The organism is Clostridium boliviensis, assembly GCF_033342255.1.
Classification (GTDB): Bacteria; Bacillota; Clostridia; order Lachnospirales; family Lachnospiraceae; genus Lacrimispora; species Lacrimispora boliviensis.
This window is the reverse complement of sequence record NZ_JAWONS010000278.1, coordinates 1-23,087: the sequence shown is the minus strand read 5'-3', so window position 1 is coordinate 23,087 and position 23,087 is coordinate 1. Positions and strand designations below refer to the sequence as shown.

At 42.2% G+C, this 23,087-nt stretch carries 21 protein-coding genes; 4 read left to right on the top strand and 17 right to left on the bottom strand.

Features of this window, described 5'->3' with window-relative positions; translation table 11 throughout:
- Nucleotides 1-14 precede the first annotated feature (14 nt).
- From RZO55_RS18225 to RZO55_RS18150, 16 genes are all read right to left on the bottom strand, one after another.
- Nucleotides 15-1,208: a ribonuclease E/G gene (locus RZO55_RS18225; protein WP_318065687.1), complete on the bottom strand. Its 1,194-nt coding sequence runs from the start codon at nt 1,206-1,208 to the stop codon at nt 15-17.
- The gene (locus tag RZO55_RS18220; RefSeq protein WP_318065686.1) at nt 1,201-1,911 is read right to left on the bottom strand and encodes a TIGR03936 family radical SAM-associated protein; all 711 of its coding nucleotides are present in this window, start codon (nt 1,909-1,911) and stop codon (nt 1,201-1,203) included. Before RZO55_RS18220 ends, RZO55_RS18225 begins: the two co-directional genes overlap by 8 nt.
- Nucleotides 1,895-3,760 (bottom strand): TIGR03960 family B12-binding radical SAM protein, encoded by a 1,866-nt coding sequence (locus tag RZO55_RS18215; RefSeq protein ID WP_318065685.1) that lies wholly within the window; start codon nt 3,758-3,760, stop codon nt 1,895-1,897. Before RZO55_RS18215 ends, RZO55_RS18220 begins: the two co-directional genes overlap by 17 nt.
- 156 nt (nt 3,761-3,916) lie before the next feature.
- On the bottom strand, nt 3,917-4,717 hold the full coding sequence (locus tag RZO55_RS18210) for a hypothetical protein (RefSeq protein ID WP_318065684.1): 801 nt from the start codon (nt 4,715-4,717) through the stop codon (nt 3,917-3,919).
- Complete coding sequence (locus tag RZO55_RS18205; protein ID WP_318065683.1) at nt 4,711-5,409, bottom strand: ABC transporter ATP-binding protein; 699 nt, start codon at nt 5,407-5,409, stop codon at nt 4,711-4,713. The genes RZO55_RS18210 and RZO55_RS18205 overlap by 7 nt, the downstream gene beginning before the upstream one ends.
- Before the next feature lie 30 nt (nt 5,410-5,439).
- Nucleotides 5,440-5,799, bottom strand: a complete 360-nt coding sequence (locus RZO55_RS18200; RefSeq protein ID WP_318065682.1) for a GntR family transcriptional regulator — start codon at nt 5,797-5,799, stop codon at nt 5,440-5,442.
- 299 nt (nt 5,800-6,098) lie between these two features.
- Nucleotides 6,099-7,415: an ABC transporter substrate-binding protein gene (locus RZO55_RS18195; protein WP_318065681.1), complete on the bottom strand. Its 1,317-nt coding sequence runs from the start codon at nt 7,413-7,415 to the stop codon at nt 6,099-6,101.
- Nucleotides 7,412-8,107: a response regulator transcription factor gene (locus tag RZO55_RS18190; RefSeq protein WP_318065680.1), complete on the bottom strand. Its 696-nt coding sequence runs from the start codon at nt 8,105-8,107 to the stop codon at nt 7,412-7,414. The genes RZO55_RS18195 and RZO55_RS18190 overlap by 4 nt, the downstream gene beginning before the upstream one ends.
- Nucleotides 8,100-9,413 (bottom strand): sensor histidine kinase, encoded by a 1,314-nt coding sequence (locus RZO55_RS18185; protein WP_318065679.1) that lies wholly within the window; start codon nt 9,411-9,413, stop codon nt 8,100-8,102. The genes RZO55_RS18190 and RZO55_RS18185 overlap by 8 nt, the downstream gene beginning before the upstream one ends.
- Nucleotides 9,414-9,421: 8 nt before the next feature.
- Nucleotides 9,422-10,369, bottom strand: a complete 948-nt coding sequence (locus RZO55_RS18180; RefSeq protein ID WP_318065678.1) for a sugar ABC transporter substrate-binding protein — start codon at nt 10,367-10,369, stop codon at nt 9,422-9,424.
- 85 nt (nt 10,370-10,454) lie between these two features.
- The gene (locus tag RZO55_RS18175) at nt 10,455-11,423 is read right to left on the bottom strand and encodes an ABC transporter permease (protein ID WP_318065677.1); all 969 of its coding nucleotides are present in this window, start codon (nt 11,421-11,423) and stop codon (nt 10,455-10,457) included.
- An 18-nt stretch (nt 11,424-11,441) separates the two neighbouring features.
- A complete protein-coding gene (locus RZO55_RS18170) occupies nt 11,442-12,929 on the bottom strand; it encodes a sugar ABC transporter ATP-binding protein (protein WP_318065676.1) in 1,488 nt (495 codons plus the stop codon).
- A gap of 121 nt (nt 12,930-13,050) precedes the next feature.
- Nucleotides 13,051-14,145 carry a sugar ABC transporter substrate-binding protein gene (locus tag RZO55_RS18165; protein WP_318065675.1) on the bottom strand — a complete coding sequence of 365 codons (1,095 nt, stop codon included), beginning with the start codon at nt 14,143-14,145 and terminating at the stop codon, nt 13,051-13,053.
- 179 nt (nt 14,146-14,324) lie between these two features.
- On the bottom strand, nt 14,325-14,981 hold the full coding sequence (locus tag RZO55_RS18160) for a D-lyxose/D-mannose family sugar isomerase (protein ID WP_318065674.1): 657 nt from the start codon (nt 14,979-14,981) through the stop codon (nt 14,325-14,327).
- Between the two features lie 5 nt (nt 14,982-14,986).
- Complete coding sequence (locus tag RZO55_RS18155; RefSeq protein ID WP_318065673.1) at nt 14,987-15,862, bottom strand: class II fructose-bisphosphate aldolase; 876 nt, start codon at nt 15,860-15,862, stop codon at nt 14,987-14,989.
- 19 nt (nt 15,863-15,881) lie between these two features.
- Nucleotides 15,882-17,018: a carbohydrate kinase family protein gene (locus RZO55_RS18150; protein ID WP_318065672.1), complete on the bottom strand. Its 1,137-nt coding sequence runs from the start codon at nt 17,016-17,018 to the stop codon at nt 15,882-15,884.
- 325 nt (nt 17,019-17,343) lie between these two features.
- On the opposite strand from RZO55_RS18150, the gene RZO55_RS18145 reads away from it, so the two are divergent.
- From RZO55_RS18145 to eutC, 4 genes are read left to right on the top strand one after another with little or no spacing between them, the layout of a single operon-like run.
- Nucleotides 17,344-18,738: an ethanolamine ammonia-lyase reactivating factor EutA gene (locus RZO55_RS18145; protein ID WP_318065671.1), complete on the top strand. Its 1,395-nt coding sequence runs from the start codon at nt 17,344-17,346 to the stop codon at nt 18,736-18,738.
- 59 nt (nt 18,739-18,797) lie between these two features.
- The gene (gene eat / locus RZO55_RS18140; RefSeq protein WP_318065670.1) at nt 18,798-20,126 is read left to right on the top strand and encodes an ethanolamine permease; all 1,329 of its coding nucleotides are present in this window, start codon (nt 18,798-18,800) and stop codon (nt 20,124-20,126) included.
- Between the two features lie 12 nt (nt 20,127-20,138).
- Nucleotides 20,139-21,506, top strand: a complete 1,368-nt coding sequence (locus RZO55_RS18135) for an ethanolamine ammonia-lyase subunit EutB (protein WP_318065669.1) — start codon at nt 20,139-20,141, stop codon at nt 21,504-21,506.
- Nucleotides 21,507-22,277, top strand: a complete 771-nt coding sequence (gene eutC, locus RZO55_RS18130; RefSeq protein ID WP_318065668.1) for an ethanolamine ammonia-lyase subunit EutC — start codon at nt 21,507-21,509, stop codon at nt 22,275-22,277.
- Between the two features lie 106 nt (nt 22,278-22,383).
- Here the strand turns inward: eutC and RZO55_RS18125 are convergent, their stop codons facing one another.
- Entirely contained in the window at nt 22,384-23,037 is a 654-nt protein-coding gene (locus RZO55_RS18125) for a flavodoxin family protein (protein WP_318065667.1), read from the bottom strand.
- Nucleotides 23,038-23,087 lie beyond the last annotated feature (50 nt).

Here is a 23,087-nt window from a genome sequence, read left to right as displayed (position 1 = left end):
AGGGGGATATTTCATTATGAAATATCCCCCATCTGTAATGCCTGTTCATAAAGGGGCTTTCGAATTTTTTTCCTTGTCAGTTCAACCAGATTCAGTTTGGTTATTTCAACAACTGTGGTTTTAACAGGATCTTTAGAAACAATTTCTTCCAGACGCTTTAATAATATTATCTTATCTTCTTCATTATCCATGTCAATAAAATCAATTACAATAATTCCCGACAGATTTCTAAGCCGGATCTGATGTGCGATTTCCCCGGCCGCTTCCAGATTTATTTTCATGATCGTCTCCCGGAGCGCTTTTTTCCCTGAGTACTTGCCGGTATTTACATCGATAACAACTAAGGCTTCGGTTGGCTCAATGACCAGATACCCCCCGGATTTCATCCAAACTTTTTTGCCAAGTGCTTCCTTTACGGTTTTTTCAATCTGGTACAGCTTTTTTAAAGGAAGCAGAGAATCCTCGTAAAAAGACAGAAGATGCAGATCCTCTTTTTGATGTTCTGTTAGATATTCTTTAACTGCCTCATAAATATCCGGCTCATCGGTTATTACTGATTCAAGAGAAGACCGGAAGCTGTCACGCAGGCCGCCTAAATAAGACGGCGCAGAACTGTATAAGAGACTGTAGCAGGTTCTGTGTCCGGCATGTGTAAGAATACCGGTCAGTTTCTCTTTCAGCTGGATTAATTCCTGGTTTAAGGCTTCCATGGAGGCAGAGTAAGCGTTTGTTCTTACAATGATTCCCCAGTCCTCTTTCATACCTTCCAGATATTCTTTCATTTGCTGTTTCCATGCCGGATCCTGGATCTTGCCTGAAAAACCAATCTGCTTTTTCCCGGAAGTCAGAACAAAGTATCTGCCCGTCAAATTTAAATTCCCTGTAAGAACAGGAGCTTTCGTCTTTACCGCATCCCGTTCCACCTGGACGACAATCTCATCACCCTGACGGAGTCTGCCGTCATAGGGACGTCCGTCTGCAAAATGAACCGATGAGTCTGTAAGACTTAAATACCCCATTTGTCCATTACCAATATCCACAAATGCTGCATTAATATTTTTTACGATATTTTTTACTTTTCCTATATAAATATTCCCCAGAAATGAATGACCCTCCTCCGGCTCCATATCAATCTGAAGGGTTACCCTCCCTGACTGCAGAAAAGTGATTACGCAGCCATTCCATCTGGTTATAATCAATTTATTCAACGGATTCTCCTATAAGTCCCAGAGGAACAAGAATAGGATTGGTCTCATCACCTGTATTTCCGTATACCTCTTCTCTCTGGATACAAAATGCAAATTCCGGGCTGGCTTCCCCTCTCCACTGGTCGTATGCTTCCATTACCAGCTCCGGTTTTAAGTTGTCTGCACTTCCTGCTGATAGCTTCATAAAAATTTTGTTGTCTATGACGGAAAGGTGGTAGATATAATTCTTAAGATCTACTTCTCTCTCCCCCTTTTTAGACTTTTTCATAATCAGAATATGATCCTGCTCTTTAAATGCCAGAAGACCGTCAAAAAAGCCCTTTTTATCATCGGGTTCCTTCCCTTCCCGGAAGGTAACGGTGTAGTCTGCGGCAGCAACTAAAGACATGGCATTCTTTGCATTATCATTGAGCCGGTGACATTCGGTAACGGTAATCCCTTCTGCCATCACATCATTGAGCTGCTTCATTAAGGTTTCACAGTCCGCCATGGAATGTACCTCTATATCCATATATTCCCCATTACTGGTAAGACCGACGCCTAATGGTGCTGCAAAAGACATAATCTGATGAGGACTGAAGCCCTCGCTGTATTTAATATCAACATCAGCTCTTCTCATGGACTTCTGAAAATAGCGCATGATATCAAGATGGCCAACAAACTTGACAGGCCCCTGTTTCGCAAATTTAATTCTTACTTTCATTGCAGACACCTCCTTGAAAACTCATGGCACCACAGCCAGTACACTGCATCCGGCAGTTGGGGGTGACTTTCTCGTCAATGGCATTTCGCCATTCTCTTTTTAGAAATTCCTTTGATACTCCTGCATTAATAAAGTCCCATGGAAATACCTCGTCTAAGCTTCTTTCCCTGACTGTATAGAAATCGGAATCCAGACCGCAAGTTTCAAATGCTTTCATCCAGATATCATTTTTAAAATGTTCAGACCAGCTGTCATAAAGAGCACCGTTTCTGTAGACTTCTTCAATCAGAGCCGATATCTTTCTGTCTCCTCTTGCAAGAACTCCTTCCAGAACCGTTAAGTCTGCCTCATGATAATTGTATTTCAAGCTCTTCTGATTGAGCATAGTACGGAATTTATCCTTCACCAGATAGGCTTTCTGCAAAAATTCATCCTTTGTGCACATTCTTGCCCACTGGAATGGAGTAAATGGCTTCGGTACAAAGAATGAGGAACTGGCAACAACCTGCACCTTTCCGTTGCGCTGGTCTTTGGGTATTTCATAGTAAACTTCAGCCACTTTCTCTGAAAGCTCTGCAATTCCTTCCATGTCCTCTGCTGTCTCCGTAGGAAGTCCCAGCATAAAATAGAGTTTTACCCGGTTCCAGCCTCCACGGAACGCTTCCCCGGCTCCTTTTAAAATAATTTCTTCTGTGAGCCCCTTATTAATCACATCCCGAAGTCTCTGAGAGCCAGCCTCCGGAGCGAAGGTCAGACTGCTCTTACGGATATCCTGTACTTTACTCATAACATCCAGCGAAAATGCATCGATACGAAGAGAAGGAAGAGAAACATTGACGCCTTTGCCCTTAAATTCATCAATTAAAAAATTAACGATTCCTTCCAGTTCACTGTAATCACTGGAACTTAAGGAACTTAAGGAGATTTCCTCATGTCCGGTACTCTTTAACAGCTTATAGGCGTAATCTTTTAAATACTCCAGACTATGCTCTCTCATCGGCCGGTAAACATTGCCTGCCTGACAGAAGCGGCAGCCCCGGATACAGCCTCGTTGAATCTCCAGAACAACACGGTCCTGAGTTACCTTTATAAATGGAACAACCGGTTTTTCGATGTAAGCAGCATCATCCATACGAACAACCAGCTGTTTGGTAACGGTTGCCTTTGCATGGGGGTTGTTGGGTGTCATGCTTTTAATAGTGCCATCCTCATTGTAGGATACATCATAAAAAGAAGGAACATAGATTCCTTCGATTTCAGCGGCCATCTCAAGAAATTCTTTCCGGCTGCCCCCTGCTTTTTTATTCTCCTTATAGCGGTCCATCAGTTCAAAATAAACAGTTTCTCCTTCACCGATATAAAACATGTCAAAAAATGCAGCAAGAGGTTCCGGATTATATGCACAGGGACCGCCTCCGATGATAATGGGATCACTCTCCTGTCGGTCGGATGCATGAAGGGGAATCTGGCCCAGATCCAGGACCTGCAGAATATTGGTATAACACATTTCATATTGGAGTGTGATTCCAATAAAATCAAACTCCTTAATCGGATCCTGAGATTCCAGCGCAAAAAGAGGAATCTTCTTCTCTCTCATAATCTTGTCTAAATCAGTCCATGGAGAAAAAATACGTTCACAGTAGATGTCATCTCTCCTGTTAAACATATCATATAAAATCTGTATTCCAAGGTGGGACATTCCAATTTCGTAAACATCCGGGAAACACATACCGAATCGGATGTCTACTGAATCAGGATCCTTTCTTGCCATATTGACTTCATTCCCAATATACCGGGCAGGTTTTTCAATACTTAATAGTATTTCGTCTGATAAAGCTAATTTTTTCATATTAATTCCTTTTTATCTTGTGCCAGATGCACATTATTATAGATCAAAGTTTAATTATAAAATACTTTACAGGATTAAGCAATACTATTCGCCAAAACTACAGTAATTGGAACAAAAAAGGCATTGACCCATAAAATGAATCAATGCCAGAATGGATTATTCCAGATTCAGTTTCTTCTTGAAAATATAATCCGTAATTCCAAAAAGAAGTAATTGCATGAAGACTGCAAAAAGAATCATTATCGGGAAAAAGAAATTTGCAAAAAAGGCAAGTATGGAATTTGCAGATTCATTAAGCTTATCTCCGTAAACTCCAAGGGGCACCATGACAATTACCCCAATGATCTGTGATGCTATCTGGATAATAAAATACCCGATAATAGCGCCTAAAATCTTATTCTTGCTGATCACCTGACCCAGCGCTATGGCTGCGTAATAAATTAAAGGTGATGTAAAGATACCAAATAAAAACATAAACAGGAATTCAATTATAAACAGGACCAGCAGGGAACTGTTCATTGTGGTGTTAATATAGAACCAGGCATATGAAAGTTTATCAGTTAATACAGAAAAAAGATCTGACGTATAAAACATACCAAATATTGATATGAATATCACCAGCCAGCTGCTGACGGTCCAAATACTGGCGACAGTCAGTTTTGAAATGATATGACTCTCTGTTGAAACCGGAAGGGTATGCATTAAATAACCCTCATCTGTAACCATACTCTTATAAAAACGGTGAATAATCAGTAAGATACTTGCACTTGCAACAATGATCAAAGTAGCTACATATAGAAAAACAATAACGGTGGGAATAAACTGTAAAATCGGAGGATAATTTCCAATCCATAGTGTAAATCTGGTAATTGGCGTAAGTGCAATAGCAATCAGAAACAGCGGTAAAAAATAGCGTGCTGTTGCTTTTAATTCGTGTCTAATCAATTTTCCTAACATTTAAATACCTCCCTGAAATACGCATCAACCGATTTTCCTTCTTTCACACGGATATCATCTACTGAGGATTGAAGGGTGATGCGGCCATTTTGAATGAAAATCGCTTCGTCCAGAACATTTTCAATGTCTGCAATCAGGTGTGTGGATATGAGGACTGTTGAATTTTCACTGTAATTGCTGATAATTGTATCCAGGATGTAATCTCTGGAAGCTGGATCAACGCCGCCAATAGGCTCATCCAGTACATAAAGGTCAGCATTCCGGCTCATAACAAGAATCAGCTGCACTTTTTCTTTTGTTCCTTTTGACATTGTCTTTAAAGAGTCATTAGGATTGATATGAAGTTTTTCCAGCATATCATAGGCACGTTTTTTATCAAAGTTATTATAAAAATCTTCAAAAAAATCCAGCAGATTTTTAACTTTCATCCAATTGTTTAAGTAGGTCTTATCCGGGAGATAGGAAACAATTTTTTTCGTTTCTATTCCTGGTTTTGTACCATCAATCAGTATCTGACCGCCAGATGGAACCAGCAATCCGTTGATCAGCTTAATCAATGTGGTCTTTCCACTTCCGTTGGGACCAAGAAGTCCTATGATTCTGCCTCTTTCCAATGTCAGATTGATGTCTGATAAAGCAGTTACACTGCCGTAGCGTTTGCTTAACGTATTACATTCAAGTAATGGATTCATACTTATTACCTCCCATATATGAAATATTGTTTACCGGACAGATTCGAGAATAAACGTTTTTACCTCTTCGTCACTGAATCCCAGTTTTTTTAATTGTTCCAAAAAGTTTTCCAGTTGCTCTTTCGCCAATTCCATCTTCATTTTTTGTATCATTGATTGATCCTCCGTAATAAAACGGCCACTGGTACGATTGGTAACCAGCAGACCGCTATGTTCCAGTTCAGAAAGTGCTTTTTGCATCGTATTCGGGTTAACAGAAGCTTCTGCAGCTAAATCCCTGACGCTTGGAAGCTTGGAACCTGATTCGTATTCACCGGATATAATCCGATAATGAATCTGCTCAATTAGTTGAATATAGATAGGGCGGTCATTCTTAAGTTCCCATGCCATTTATTATTCCTCCTCCGCATCATATTGTACTACTGTATTAATTGCTTAATACAATAATACAGCTATATAATTAATTTGTCAACTGTTTATTGCAAAAAAACAGAGCAGCTGCTCCTGTAAATAGATTATTTACGCTTGCAACCACCCTATTCATGTGAAATTTATAAATTAAGCCTGTTCGATATAATCGTCAACCATTTCAAAAAGTGCCTGTTCTTTCTCGCTCTTTATCATCATTGGATATTGATGAATCGGAACCTGTCAATTTTCCATAAATGCATTAATCTGCCTCTTTTCTGTTATTTCTGCTGCTGCAAATATTTACTGACTGTCCGCTGAAAGATCTTCATGCTGCTGTCCACATTTTTATTTTCCTGCAGAATTTTGGAAACCTCCCCGTCTGCCAGATTCATAACCTGCTGATACTGGAGAAGCTTGGGTTCGATAATCCCGTTTTCAATGACATGGCATAGAAGTGTGCTGCTTATGACCAGCTCTCCTTCATCCATGTCCTCCTGAAGACAATCCACCCCCTCCTGGGAAGAAGCGACTGCTTTTAAAGCCGGAACTCCCTGGGAATAACGGTAGACGTCCATCTGCATCTTTCTGGTATAGGTCAGCTGCTTTAAAAACTCCCAGGCAAGGGTTTCATGTCTGGTTCTGCTGCCGATGCCGATTAGCAGGGCATCCACCTTGGATATATTTCCACCTTCTTTATCTGCCGGGAATGTGATGCAGTCCCACTGAAATTTGGTGTATTTTTTAATCCGGTACGGATAGGTTTTGTAAGTGCGGTACTCTGCGAACGTAAGAGGCATAAATGCCACTTTTCCTGCGTTGAAATCTTCCTGTGTTACATTCTGGCCCTGATTGATATCATTCAGGCGTTTGATGTATTTGACTGCATTTAAGACGCGGTTGTCCGTAAAGGAAATCTGAGCCTGATTATTCTCATATAATTTGCCGCCGCAGGTGTATAAGGCATCCCTCCAGCTGTAATTATAGGTTCCAAACTGGTCTAAAAGTCCATCCTGGTCCGTATCTTTTGTGACTTTCTGGCAGATCCGGTCCATATCTTCCCAGGTCCAGTCTTCTTTTGGCATCTCGATGCCTTCTTTTGCAAGAAGAGACTTATTAACAAACATCAGGGTTGGCACTACTTCATAAGGGAGTGCATACTGATGCTCTCCGTTTCGGCCGGTGTTTAAAGCGGTAGCAAAAAAGTCCCCTTTGTGAAAGCTGCTGTCAGAGGACATTAGATCATCCAGGTTTTTCATAACTCCAAGGGATGTAAATTTGTCAAAGTCAGAATCCAGCACTATAAACACATCCGGTGTTTTTCCTTCCAGCAGTTTTCTTGCGCACCATTCGGAATAATCCTCTTTTGCAATTCCACTGTAATAATGAATCTTCACATTCGGATGCGTTTTTTCAAAATCTGCAATGGCACGATCCATAATTTTAAAGCTGTTGGCACTTGCAACATCCCAGTTACTGCCAGTAAACATGCCGAATTCCAGTATAACCGGCCGGCTGCTTCTATTGTAGAGAAGGCATCCCCCCGACAGCAAAAGCAAAAGTATCACCCCGGTCAGGATGAGTTTTCTTTTCTTCATAACGCTCCCTCTGTTTCCTCGATCCGTCCTTCCACCTTATTCCTGACATTGCTCTGAACTGCCCAGATTGCAAGCTGGGTCCGATCCCTTAAATTCAGTTTATTTAAAATGGTACTTAAATAATTTCGTACGGTTCCCTCTGATAAGTTTAAAGTTCCTGCGATTTCCCGGTTGCTTGCTCCCTTTTCAATCTGTGCGATGATCTTCCATTCCGCTCTTGTCAGTTCATCCATATTTTTTTCTTTTACCGTAATGGAATAGTCTGCTTTAGCCATTTGAGAAAACAGCCGCAGCACCTTTGCTGTAATATCCGGATTAATCATCGCCCAGCCATTGTAAACAGTAGTAATTGCATTGGCAAGCTCTTCCATGGAGACTCCTTTGAGTAAATATCCGCTGGCACCGTATTTTAAAGCATTGTACACATATTCATCATCATCAAAGGTGGTCAGTATAATAATCTTTATCTGAGGGCAGCTTTCCTTAATGAGTTTTGTGCATTGGACCCCATCCATTTTTGGCATACGCACATCCATTAAAATCACGTCCGGCTTACTTTTACGGATGCACCGCATCACCTCCTGGCCATCAGCCGCCACATCGGTAACGGTCATGTCTTTCCTGCTGTTTAAAACGATCTGCAGACTCTGGCGTATCAGTTCCTGATCATCGGCAATCAATACTTTAATCATAGGATTCTCCCCTCCGGATTGGTATTCTTGCATTTACGATAAAACCATTGCTCCCGTCAAATGTCACGGCTCCGTTTAACATACGAATCCGCTCTTTCATATGCTTGGTACCGAAACCGCTTTTCATCTCCTTACATCCAATTCCATTATCTTTAATCTGAATCAGGATATCGTCCTCTTCCATTTTCATAGTTACCCATATCTCTTTGGCCAGCCCGTGACGTATGGCATTGGTGATTCCTTCCTGAACCACGCGGTAAATAGCATTCTCTTCATCTTCACCGAATTTTAAATTACTTACCCTGCAGTCAAAATAGACTCTGGTATCCGAAACGGCATTTAAATCAGTTACCATCTTATTAATGGCCATTTCCAGGCTGAAGCGCTCTAAGGCATCCGGTCTTAATTCACTGACGGAACGGCGGATGTCCTTAATTCCGTCTCTGGTAACTTTAGATATCAGCTCCAGCTGCTTTTTCGTCTGTTCCGGTGAAGTGCCAATGATCGCAAGACAAGCGTCAATTCCCGCTGAAATCCCGGTAAGTGTATGTCCCAGTGTATCATGGATTTCCCTTGCAAGACGGTTGCGTTCTCTGGTTTCTGCCATTTTTTCCGCCATAAGAGAATACTTTTGCAGCTGTTCGTTCACATCATGCAGCTTTTCGTTTAACCCATGTATCTCATCGATGTTTCCCTGCTGCTCGTTGATAATATTGACGCAGTAAGTCACGAATAAGATTACATTTAAGGATATAAAGATGTTATAAATACTCAGAAAATACTGCTGTTGGGATGCGCTGTAAAAAGCAATATAATCCTGGATGGAATACAGTCTGTAGGAAATGGACAACAGTTCATAATCAGCCAATATAAAGCTTCCAATGGCAACAGCCGCCAGTATGTATCTGGATTTTCCGTTTTTTACATATAGAATTACATTAGAAAATACCAGCAGAAGAATTCCGTTGTAGTTGAAATTCAGTTCAATGATAATTGCAAAGCATACGATAAAATCTGCTACCAGACTAGTTAAAATAACCTTACTGTTATTTGGAAACAGCCGGTCTCTGATTACCATGCTTAAGGTGAGAAAACCTAACAGCAGGGCGCAGAGCCATATTTTGGCATAGGGATACCAGACGATAGCCTGAATTTCATTTAAGAATTCTCTTGCACCGTATGATCTGCGGATTTTTTCGATTGTAATGTATATAAAAATGCTGATCCCCATTACTGATATAATGTTGAGGATGAGGATTCCGGTCTGAAGGATTCTCATCCTTGCGTTAGATTTATTCTCTTCCATTTCTCACCCTACTGCCATCCGTCAATTTCATAGTCCGCCAGATTGTCCTTTGTGATCAGGGTACTGGACAGACTGATATATGGGTCCACCGGTTCTCCGCTTAAATACCGGTAAGCGGTTTCTGCAGCAACTCTGCCAATGGATTTAGGACTTTGGGCACTGGTTCCGGTCACATATCCCATATCCAGAATCGCCTTGAAGTCAGGAGATCCGTCTACGCCGTAGATAAGAACTCCTTCCTCCCTTCTCGCCTGCTGAAGTGCTGCAAGCGCACCAAGAGCAGTTGGATCATTACCCCCAAGAACCACATCAAAGTCTTTATTCTGATTTAAGAACTCCTCCATTACTTTGGAAGATACCTCAATCTCCCCTGCTGCAGCATGCCGGTATACTACGCGATAATTTGGATTTCCTGCAATGGCATCGGTAAATCCCTGTGCCCGGTAGGTGATGGACATCTGAATGGGGTTATCCAGTATTACAATATCCGCCGATTTCTTACGCATCATCATATCCAGGGCGCAAAGCTGGCCTGCCTGATAGTTGTCAGTCTCAATCACGGATATGACCAGATCCCGGTCTTTTACCACGGTATCCACGTTAATGACTGCCACACCTGCCTTTTTACATGCAATTAATGCTGGGCGGACCGCTTCCCAGTCCACCGGATTTAAGAATAGCATACGGATTCCTTCGTCGATGAGTTCCTGAATCTGTTCATTCTGTTTCTCCTGGTCCTGTAAAGGATCTCTGGTTAAAAGAATATCTCCATTGGCCTCCACTACTTCTTCGATCCCCTGTCCCAGAACATTAAAATAGGGATTATTGCGTGTCATATAAGTGGCTCCGAATATAAGTGCTTCGTGAGGAGGGGCTTCGTCCTTCCTCTTGCCGCAGCCTGCCAGCAAAGCTGCAATCAGTGCAATTAAGAGAAATACCTCCGCCTTTCTCTTCATGTTTTTAACACCCCCGCATTTTTTATTTAGTATACCACAAAAAGCGTTTCGCTGTTAAGGAAACGCTCCCTGCCTGTGGAGATTTTTAACCCTTTTTCTTGTTTCTTAAGTAGTCTACAAAAACTGCCAGAAGAATTACAATGCCTTTTACCACATACTGCCAGAATGAGTTGACATTCAAAAGATTCAGACCGTTGTTTAATACACCGATAATCAGCCCTCCGATAATGGTGCCTCCGATTTTACCGGAACCGCCTGCCATGGAGGTTCCGCCAACCACAACTGCTGCAATGGCATCCATTTCAGCCCCGTCTCCTGCAGTAGGCTGACCGGAATACATACGGGAAGCGAGGACAACGCCTGCAAGACCAGCCATAATTCCGGAATAGGTATGTACCAGTAATTTCACTCTTGCTGTGCTGATTCCGGAAAACCTGGCAGCCTGTGAATTCCCTCCCACTGCATAGATGTGGCGTCCCAGCTTTGTCTTATTCATAATAATTGCGGTGATGATTAACACAAACACCAGGATAATGACAGGGGTGGGAACTCCTCCAATGTAGCCGGCACCGAGAAACTGCCATTTCTTAGTGACAACTCTAACTGGAGAACCACCGGTATAAACGTATGCCAGTCCTTTCGCTACATTCATGGTAGCAAGTGTGACTATAAATGGTGGAATGGTTGTTTTGGAGATTACCACACCGTTTGCCATTCCAACTGCCATACCAACCAAAACGCCGATTACAATTGCAGCAGGTATGGGAAGATTATAACGCGCAACACAGCCAGCAGCAACACAGCCGGAAAGGGCTATAATGGAACCTACGGAAAGGTCAATTCCTCCTAAAATAATTACCATGGTCATTCCGCATGCAAGGAATAAGTTTGAAGAAATCTGCCTCAGTACATTAAATATATTTTTATTTGTCAGAAATACACCGCTGGTCTTTGGAAATACAGACAGGAAAACACACAAAATCAGCAGTGCACCGATAATTCCGATGTTATCTATGAAATATTGTTTTATACTTTTTTGAATTCTGGTTGTCATCTGATCGCTCCCTCTTTCCTACTTGGCTGCCAGCTTCATAATCTGTTCCTGGGTAATGTTTTCGCTATGGTGGAAACAGCCGGCGGTTTTTCCGTCACACATAACATATACCCGGTCGCTCATATTAAGAATTTCCGGAAGTTCGGAAGAAATCATGATAATTGACATCCCTTCCTTCACCAGCTCATTCATGGCTGCATAAATTTCTGATTTTGCTCCTACATCCACGCCTCTGGTAGGTTCATCAAGAATCAGGATGTCTGGAGATGTGGCGAGCCATCTTCCGATCATGACTTTTTGCTGGTTTCCACCGGATAAGTTACCGATCAGCTGGTCCTGGGATGGAGTCTTTGTATCCATCATTTCAATATATTTTCCGGCTATTTCTTCTTCTTTTTTCTGATCTACTAAAATGCCATTGATAAAGGATTTAAGTACTTCTATAGTAGAGTTAAAACGGACGCTTTGTACCGGATAAAGTCCTTCCTGCTTCCGGTCTTCCGGCACCAGGGCAATTTTGTATTTCATGGCATCTAAGGGGGATCTGATTTTTGCTGGTTTTTCATTTACATATATTTCTCCGGACAGATATGGTGTCAGACCGAAAATACATTTCATGGTTTCACTTCTGCCTGCTCCCACTAAACCTGCAAAGCCGATGATTTCCCCCTGACGCAGTTCAAAACTGGCACCCTTTACCATCTTTCCGTCTGTTATATTTTCACATTTTAATACAACTTCACCCGGCTCCTTATAATCTCTTGTATAATATTTTGTCAGCTCCCGTCCTACCATCATGGAGATCAGCTGGTCTCTTGATGTGTTCTTTACAACGTTTGTTCCTACATAGGTTCCATCTCTAAGAACGGTCACTCTGTCGCAGATCTGCTCCAGTTCATCCATCTTATGGGAGATATAGATAATTCCTACTCCCTTTTTGACCAGCATACGCATAGTATCAAAAAGGAACTCCACCTCTTTATCTGATATGGAGGAGGTTGGTTCATCCATGACAAGAATCTTTGAACGGTAGGAAATGGCTTTGACGATCTCTACCATCTGCTGCTGCGCAATGGTTAAGTCCTTGACAAAAGCTGCCGGAGAGATGCTCATATGATAATCATCTAAGAGCTTTTCTGCTTCCCGTTCCATTGTCTCATGGTCAATAAATCCGCCTTTTAAAGGTTCCCGCCCCAGGAAAATATTTTCTGCCACAGTCATATGGGGGACCAGCACCAGTTCCTGATGTATGATGGAAATTCCATTGTCATGAGAAGCATTTACTCCGTCAATGGCCACTTTTTTTCCTTCAATGAAAATGTCTCCTTCTTCTGCAATATAAATTCCGCCTAACACCTTAATTAATGTGGATTTTCCAGCCCCGTTTTCTCCAAGAAGCGCATGCACTTCTCCAGGGAACAACTCAAAATCTACCCCCTGCAGTGCGTTGACACCGGGGAAGGATTTATGGATGTTTTTCATTTGGAGCAGAATTTTCTCACTCATATATTCACCTGCCTGTTCTTACACTGCGTTATCCATATAGGTCCAGTTGGGGAAAAAAGGTACCGCCTCCCGGGGCATGCAAACTCATCTGCACCAGGAGGCATGGTTCCTTTATCTGTATTTACTGCCAGCCGTCTGTGCCATAATCCTTCACGTTATCAGATGTAATCAGGAATGTTTCTACCGGATACCGGTCAGCCACTTCTTCCCCATTTAAGTAAGAATACATAATGTTGACTGCAGAACGTGCAATTTTAACAGGTGACTGGGCACCGCTTCCTTCAATGAGGGATTCCCCGGAGGCCATTTCTGCCTTAATATCAGGAGAGCCGTCTACACCGTAGATTTTACAGTCTTTGATTCCTGCTGCATTGGCAGCTGCCAGTGCTCCAAGGGCTGTGGGATCATTTCCACCAAATATGGCAACTACATCACCGTGCGCCTGAAGTAAATCTTCTGCAATTCCCATAGAGACCTCTAAATTTCCTTTTGCATCCTGCTGAGCAACGATATTAAATTTGTGGTCTTTAATCGCATCCAAAAATCCGTTGGTTCTGTCGGTTACAGAATTCATGGTCGGGGAATCAAGAACGATGATATCTCCGCCATCCGGATATTTCTTTACTAAATCTTCTCCGCATACGAAACCTGCATTGTAGTTATCAGAGCCGGTATAAGAGATCAGAAATGACATATCCGCCACTTCCGTATCAAATCCTACGGTAGGAATCTTTGCTTCTTTTAACTGGTCCAGTGCCGGAAGAATTCCTTCTGCTTCTGCCGGATTCATAAACATGGCATCAATTTTCTGTGAGATTAAATCCTCTACCTGGGTAATCTGGAGTGTTACATCATTAGCTGGATCCACAGAAATCAGTTCGTCTCCCTGGGCTTCAACCATTTCCCGCATGGTTTTTTCAATTGTTACAAAGAACGGGTTGGTTCCGTCCATACAGGTATATCCGAATTTATAGTGCTTGTTTGGATCTTTCTTTTTTACGTCTGCATCTGCCATATTTACAGTAGATTCGGATTTTACTGCAGCCGTTGTTTCTGCTTTCGCATCCGCTTTTGTTTCTGCCTTTGTTTCCTCAGCAGCTTTTGTTGTCTCTGGCGCCTTTGTTTCTGGTTCCCCATTGCTGCAGCCTGCCATAGACATTCCGGCAAGCGCTGCACACATCAGAATTGCGGCAAGCTTTTTTGTGCTTTTTTTCATGGTAAGTCCTCCTTATACATTATATAATTGTGTTATATGCTGCATAAATATCATACCACTATGTATTTTTTAAAACATGTGCACAATGTAATCAGTTTCTCATTACATTTGTCATATTTAATTTATAGTATTTGTCCAATCAGGATTGTCCCTGCCTGAATTTTCATCACAATGCACAATTACTCTGCCTCCGGGTATTCATTGCAAAGGAGGCGGTAAGGGGGCACGTCTTCTTCGATCTCAGGGAAACGGCCGATTGGCTGGTAAAAGCGGTTGTCCTCCTCATCGTTGTTGCGCATAGAAACTTCACCAAGCAGTACCGGCCCGGTATGGGGTTCCACATGAAAATCATGGTAGAGATAAGGATAGATAGTAATACTTTCTCCTGGGTGCAGCGTTACAACTGTTCCGGCAGGAACTTTATAACTTCTTCCATCGCTGTTTACCGTCACCTCCGAATCAGAGAGACTTCCATCAGCAGTGGATTCATAAACACGAATCAGGACGTTTCCTCCCCCTCTGTTTATAATATCCTCCATCTTCTTCCAGTGAAAATGCATGGCAGCTGACTGCCCTTCTATTAAGAACAGCAGCTTTTCTGCATAGATTTTCGTATTGCGGAGAGTAATAAGAGAAAATCCGGTCCGGTCAAAATCTCCAAGTCCGAAATCTGTGATATCCCAGCCAAGCATATTGTTACGGACTTCATCGTAATCATGCCCTTTTTTCCCCCATTCCTCTGGAGTAAAGCTGCAAAATGGAGGAAGGAAAAATCCGCATGTTTTAACCATCTGCTCCATATCCTTTAAAGCATTGTTGATTTCAGAACGTTTCATAGTTTTCAACCCTCTTTCTGTTCTATACCAGAGAATACCTTAATCGTATGAAGAACGTCTCTTTTCATTGCTTCCACACCCCACATTGTCACATCATGATAAAATACGATATCATCTGTTTTTGTGGCTTTTTCTTTCACATACATGCCGCCTGCCTTTGCCAGATAAGTATAGTAATTGATCTTACGGACACCCCGATTAATGCACTGACGGAAATCTTCATCACTGATTCCGGACCCTCCGTGCATGACAATGGGAAGCTCCACTTTTTTCCGAATCCGGCTGATTCTATCCAGGTCAAGATCTGGCTTTTTCAGATAAAGGCCATGTACAGTACCAAAGGAGCAGGCTAATGCATCAATTCCTGTAGCTGCAGCAAACATTTCCGCCTGATCAGGGTCTGTGTAGCAGCTTTCGGCCGCTTCACTTCCTTCTCCTTCTTCTCCCACGCTTAAAAATTCCTCTCTTCCCATAGCTCCGATCTCTCCTTCAACGGAAGCACCATATGCGCCGGCAAGCTCCACCGCAATTTTAGTTCCTGCCATATTTTCCTCAAAAGGAAGGGCGGAACCATCGTACATAACCGAGGTAAATCCCAGGTCTAAAGCCTGCTTTAATACCTTGAAATCATCACAGTGATCTAAGTGGACAGCTACTGGAACAGCTGCATTTTCCGCCATCATAACTATGATGGGACCAATTACCGTCAGGGGAATAATTGTTTCATGAACTGGTGCAAACTGTAAAATGACGGGCTGACCGGCTTCTTCTGCAGCACCCAGTACTGCCTGGATTCCCTCCAGGGAGGTGATATTAAAAGCACCTACGGCTATTTTTCTGGCCTCCGCCAGTTTGAGAATTGATTTCATTGTGATCAACATATGTAATTCCTCCTTTTGTTTATGGCAGGATTTGCTTTTGCTCTTCCCACCCATTTTTCATTTTTTCTTCTAACTTTTCAAATGACATCAGGCCGCTTACTGTATCATAGGCAGTCACACAGGAGGCGCCTGTTGCAGCAGCAAGTCTTACACATTCTACTGGGCTGCGCCTTTCAAGCATAGCCTTAATAAAAGCAGCGATACTGGTATCTCCCGCTCCGGTGGCAGACAGAATGCGGTCAGGGAGAAAGCTGTTCTGGAAGTAAGAAATTTCTCCCCACCCCTTTAAGAAATCCGGTCCATTTACGAACGCCTGGTTTGAAGCCGTTTTTAAGAACATTCCGGCTGCCCCGCATTTTAAAAGGACTGCCTTCGCTCCCAGTTGCAAAGCTTGATCAGCAATGGTTTCCACGTCTCCTTTTAAAGAGAGAATAGAGGTAATATCTTCGCCGGCGGCAATCGCCTGCCATTTCTCATACAGGGGACGGTTTAACAAAAATCCCAGTTCTTCGATACTTGGAACAAAAAAATCCACATAGGGAAGCACAGATTTAAATATCCGGTCCCAGCGGCAGGCTGCGGCTTCCGATTCGGGGTCCACAGCGGCCAGATCCAGCGAAGTAGTAAGCCCAAGCTCTTTGATGCTGCAAAAAAGTTCTTTTAATTCCAGTCCGTCATTTTGGTAGAACCGCTTCATCAGTGTAGGATAGCCGAAATGGAAATGATCCGCTGTTGCTGCTTTCTTTAAATCCACATGCTCAAAGCCAAACGTATCATTACAGCCGGGATTATGAAGAAATAACCGGTCAACCCCCTTTGGTGCAAGAACAATTGTGTAGGAGGTAATCTCCCCCGGCAGAACCGTAATACAGCTTTCGCACCCTCTTTCCTGTATCTTTCCTTTCAGAATCCGTCCAAAATCATCATCTCCTGTGTTTGCCATCAAAAGGACCTCTGCACCCAGTGCATGCAGTCCCAGTCCAGTGTTAAAAGCAGCCCCGCCTCCGGATACGCTGGCCTTTCCAACTTCTAAAAGTTTACCAGGCTGAAAGGATCTAAGAATCTTCTTTCCATCACCGCCTTTAAAGACAGGTGTAATATCCAGGGAAATGTGTCCGGCAACGATTATTTTTTTATTTCCCTTCTCATCTGGCATAATAAACTCCCCCTTTCCTGCCTTCATCATAGCAACCATAAGAGGAAAGTCAACAGTATTTATGCATTATTACTATTGCACTTGTTATTGTGACATTTGTCATGTACATATTGCACAATGAATTTTTCTGTTATACTTAAGTTTCTTAGGAGTATAAAACTTTTGCATTTAATTATTGACAAATGCAAACAAAGTCCTTATATTAATTGTTAATATTAAAACTTCATACGAGCTTGTAAAGACGAAGACGTTTCCTGCCAGGAAACCCTCTTCGTCTTTTTTATTTGTTCTTTCGTTTTTGAAGCTGCCAGAAGGAGGTATAAGGTTGTACAGTATTGGAGTAGATATCGGAACCAGTACAACGGAAATTATTATCAGCAATATTAAGATCTCCACCAGACTGGGGTCATCCCTTCTTCCCACAACCAGAATCGATGAGACTGAGGTTGTCTACCGGAGTCCGGTTATCTTCACACCACTCATTTCAAGGGATACCATAGATTTTGAACAGATACGTGAACGGTTAAAGGAGGCTTTTAGGGAAAGCGGAATTGATAAGGAGAACATAGAAACCGGTGCAGTCATTATAACGGGGGAAACAGCAAGAAAGGAAAATGCCAGTCAGGTGAATATCTGGTTATCAGAATACCTGGGCGATTTTGTTGTTGCTGCCGCAGGTCCCAAGCTGGAATCGGTTTTAGCCGGGAAAGGTGCTGGAATCAGCGGAGAATCAAAAAGAAGGAGCCGAAAAATCATTAACCTGGATATTGGCGGGGGGACCTTAAATGCGGCTGTATTTGACTGCGGAATCTGTACAGATTCATTTGCAATGGACATTGGCGGAAGGCTGATTAAGCTGGATGAAACTGGCACCGTAACCTATATTTCAGACCGGATTCTCCATATTCTTGAAAATCATGAACTGCCCATCAGGCAGGGAGATACTGCTGATATCAAGGTTCTTGAACGTTTCTGCGGTTATCTGGCAGACAGCTGCCTTCAGGCACTTGGGCTGCGTAAAATGAATGAGGATACGCTTCCCTTGTACATCACAGATTTTATCATTCCTGAGAATCTTGATTTCATATCCATATCCGGCGGAGTTGGCGAATATGTGGGATCGTTAAACGAAAGCCAGGATCAGGAACAATGGTTCCAATACGGAGACATCGGCCCTTTGCTTGGAATTAAAATTACTGAGGCTCTTTCCCCATATAAGAGCAGACTTATTACTCCTGATGAAAAAATAAGGGCAACAGTAATTGGAGCAGGAAGTCACTCTCTGTCCGTCAGTGGAAGTACTGTGGGAGTTGAACCCTCCATTTTACCTATGCGAAATATTCCCATAGTAAAATGCCCGGCAGAGGCGGACCAGTGGGGAGATATATTTAGAAGTACCAGACCTCTTATGGAGCTTTACGAGGACGATTTTCTTGCAGTGAGTATAAGGGGAGAAAGAAGTCCCGGATACCAGGATCTTAAACTTCTTGCAGATCAGATCGCCAGCCTTTATGAGGGATTAAAAAGCCCTGTGATTGTACTCTTAAAAGAAGACTTTGCTAAAGCGCTCAGTCAGATGATCCGGATTCATACGCCATGCAGAAAACCCGTTATCTGTCTGGATCAGATACAGTTTGAAGCCGGTGATTACATTGATATCGGATCACCTGTTGGAAGCGCGGTACCTGTTGTTATTAAAACATTAGTTTATCAATCCTGATGAAATACCAGATCAGGATTTAGAAAAATAAAACCATGAAATATCAGGAGGATTCCATTATGGAAGAAAAAAATTTGAACAAAGCCCTTACACCGGTTAAACTATGGGCGATTATCGTTGGAGCAGTTGTTTCCGGTATGTATTTTGGCTGGAATTACTTGTTTGAGATGACTAATTTCACAGGTGCGTTAATTGCCACCTTCATTGTCACTCTTTTCTACGTTTCCTTTGTATTTTGTTACTCTGAGCTGGCAACAGCCATTCCGTCTGCAGCCGGTCCTACTGCATATGCAGAAAAATCATTCGGTAAGTTTGCCGGTTTTATCGCCGGTTTCTCAATACTCCTTGAGTATATCTTTGCAACGCCAGGAATTGCACTATCCATCGGCGCATATGTTCATGGACTGTTTCCTGTTATCCCGGCAAATATCGCCGCTATTACAGCTTTCTGCATCTTCGTGTTTATTAATATCCGTGGAATTGAATCTGCGGCAATCGTCAGTGTGATTGTTACGGCAGTGGCTATTCTTGGAGTGGCTGTTTACTTTATCGTTGGAATACCTACTGTGGATGTAAATGGTCTGTTCTCTTCCGGAGCATCCATGAACGGCATTCATGGCATTTTTGCTGCCATTCCATTTGTAGTCTGGTTTTATCTGGCAGTAGAGTCAGGGGCAATGGGGGCGGAAGAATGTAAAAATCCGCAAAAAGATATACCAAAAGCATTTATTTCAGGAATCGGTGCACTGGTTGTAATGGCAGTTGCCGTTCTTATCGTTACAGCCGGAAACTCTGCTTCTGATCTGTCTGCTATTGCAGCCACAGATAACCCACTTCCGGCAATTTTATCAAAAGTCTATGGTGAGAATTCATTCCTGGTAAAATTGGTTGGATTTTTTGGATTATTTGGTCTGGCAGCCAGTCTTCATGGTATTATGATCGGTTATTCCAGGCAGGCATACGCTATGTCCAGAAGCGGGTATCTACCCAAAGCACTTTCAAACCTTGATAAAAATGGTACTCCGGTCTTTGCCCTTATAAGCACCAGCCTGATTGGTCTCTTTTTTGTAATTACAGGAAATGTAGGCAGTCTGGTTGTATTCTCCTGCATCGGCTCGTCTGTAATGGCAGTTTTATCCATTGCCTCCTGGTTTGTTCTAAGGAAAAGAGAGCCGGATCTGGCACGTCCTTACCGGTTAAAGTCCGCCCTTATTCCAGTCATTGCAGCAGTTACCTGTGCAATTGTAGTAGTTGCCATCGTAGTTTCGCAGGCTTCTCTTTTGTTCCTGGCCGCCATTGTTTATGCAGCCGCTATTCTTTATTACCTTGTAAAAGACAAAGTTTTTGCAAATGGGTTTGTATCCATAGAAAATGAAATGGAATCATAGGAGGCCTAAACGGTGAAGTTAAAGACAAGATTATTCGGAAAAACCTACGAATTCCGGTCAGTAAAGGAAGTCCTGGCAAAGGCAAATGAAGAGAAATCCGGTGATACACTGGCTGGAATCGCAGCTTTAGATGCGGCAGAGCGTATTGCAGCCAAAGTGGTGCTTGCCGATTTAACCGTTTCCGATTTACGCAACCATCCGGTTGCTGATTATGAAACAGATGAAGTCACAAGAGTGATTCAGGACGGTTTGGATGAGGAAGCCTATAAAAAAATCAAATCCATAACTATTGGAGAATTTCGGGAATTTATACTGGCCTCTCCTGCCGCTGCCATTGAAGAGATCCGGGATGGTCTCACAGCTGAGGTGATTGCAGGGGTAACTAAATTAATGAGCAATCTTGATATCATTGTGGCTTCAAAGAAGCTGATTGTTCCTGCTACCTGCAATACAACAATCGGTCTTCCGGGAACTCTTGCCTCCAGACTGCAGCCCAATCATCCCACCGACAGCTTTGAAGGGGTTATGGCATCTGTATTTGAAGGAATCTCCTATGCAAATGGTGATGCATTAATTGGCTTAAATCCGGCCATAGATACGGTGGAACAAACGGATAAAATCCTCCGTGCATTCCGTGATTTTATGGATAAGTGGCAGATTCCCACTCAAAACTGCGTTCTTTCCCATGTTACCACGCAGATGGAAGCTTTAAAAAAAGGCAGTCCCATGGATTTAATGTTCCAATCTATTGCCGGATCACAGATATCCAATACCGCTTTCGGAATCAGTGCCGCCTTAATGGATGAGGCGTATGAACTGATGAAAGAAAAAAGAAGCTCAAAAGGTCCCAACTTCATGTATTTTGAAACAGGTCAGGGGGCTGAACTTTCCTCAGAAGGCCATCATGATGCGGATCAGCTGGTAATGGAGGCACGATGCTACGGATTTGCAAAACGTTACCACCCTTACTGCGTCAATACCGTAGTTGGTTTTATCGGACCGGAATATTTATATGACGGAGCACAGGTAATCCGTGCAGGACTGGAAGATCATTTTATGGGAAAGCTGACCGGTATCCCTATGGGCTGCGATGTCTGTTATACCAATCATATGAAGGCCAGCCAGAATGATTTGGAAAACTTAGGTGTCCTCCTTGCCAGTGCAGGTGTCAATTATGTAATGGGAATACCGGCCGGGGATGACATTATGCTGATGTATCAGTCTTCAAGCTATCATGATGCCGCAGCATTTCGGGAAACAAGCGGAAAACGCCCCATGCGGGAATTTGAAAAGCGTATGGAAGAACTTGGTATCATGGAAGACGGACATTTGACAGAGCGGGCCGGGGATCCATCTATTTTCACACAGGAGGTAAAGTAAATGAGTCAGGACCTAGTAAGGGATATCTCTTCTCTTGATTTAACAGACAGGGTAACGATTGACCAGCCAGTTGACCTCCAGTCCTGTGTCAATTTAAAAAAGACAACAGCTGCAAGAATCTGTGTGGGCAAGGCAGGAACCAGGTTGAAAACAGAAACCTATCTCCGCTTCCGTGCTGACCATGCAGTTGCCATGGATGCCGTCTGGTCAGAAGTGGATGAAAAAGTGGTGGATCAGCTGGGATTTTTAAAGGTTCAGAGTTTATGCAAAAATAAAGATGAGTACATAACAAGACCGGACCTTGGAAGACGTTTTTTCGATGAAACACTAAAAATAATCAGTGAAAAATGCAGACACGATATCGATGTGCAGATCATTGCCGGTGATGGACTTAGCTCCCCTGCAATCACCAGTAATCTTCCTGATATCTATCCAATGCTTATGGATGGACTGAAAGAAAAGGGATATACGGTAGGTGATCCCATCTTTGTCAAATTTGCGAGGGTTGCAACCATGGACCGGATCAGTGAAACGTTAAAAGCAAAAATCACCATTATTCTCATAGGGGAACGGCCGGGTCTTGCAACCGGAGAAAGTTTAAGTGCATATATGGCATATGAATCAAGCACGAAGAAGCCGGAATCCCAGAGAACGGTGGTATCCAATATCCATAAGAATGGAATGCCGCCGGTAGAAGCCGGTGCACAGATCATTTCTATTGTGGAGGCAATTATGAAAGCAAAAACCAGCGGAATTGATTTAAAATTATAGCTCTGTTAGATAATACGAATGCTTACTTTATCTAAATATAAAACTCCTTTGAAATATTAAATTTAGTCAGAATATTTCAAAGGAGTTTTTCACTTTAGTTAATATATTACTTTATTAAATTTGCACCTAATTCAAATGCTTTTAGACAATCTAAAGGAAATTGTATTTTTCTATGTTCTGCTTTTGCTTCTTCAGAAAAGGCATTGGATTTATATTTTGAGTAATCATCAAATTGGTAAGTATTATTTGAATACATAACTAATGGCTTAGTAAACATACGTTCAAGGCCAGATTCAATTTTATTAAAAGTTGACAGGTATCCACTTTTATCCATGAATTCTTCAGTAGCATTCATTGTATAAATGAATGCTGTTGGCATCTTCTTTGGTGTAATTAAAGAATAATTTTCATCGTACACTAAATAAGGAAAGATTAGTCTTTCTATAAATGATTGTAATTGACCTGTTATATTACCAAAGTATATTGGAGAACCAAAAATAAGCCCGTCAGCTTGAGATACCTTTTCTAAAACTTCTTGAATATCGTCTTTTACTGCACATTTTCCATAACTTACACCGCCAAGTCTTTTGCAGGCAAAACAGCTTTTACATCCAGTATAGTTTAAATCATATAAATTAATGATTTTAGTTTCAATATTTTTACCATTTGCTGATTCTTTTACTCCATCTAAAGCTTTTTGAAGCAATGTAGCAGTATTTCTATTTTTTCTTGGACTTCCATTAATAGCATAAAATTTCATAGTGACACTCCTATTTTTTATTTATTTATGTATTTATAACTTTATGCTAT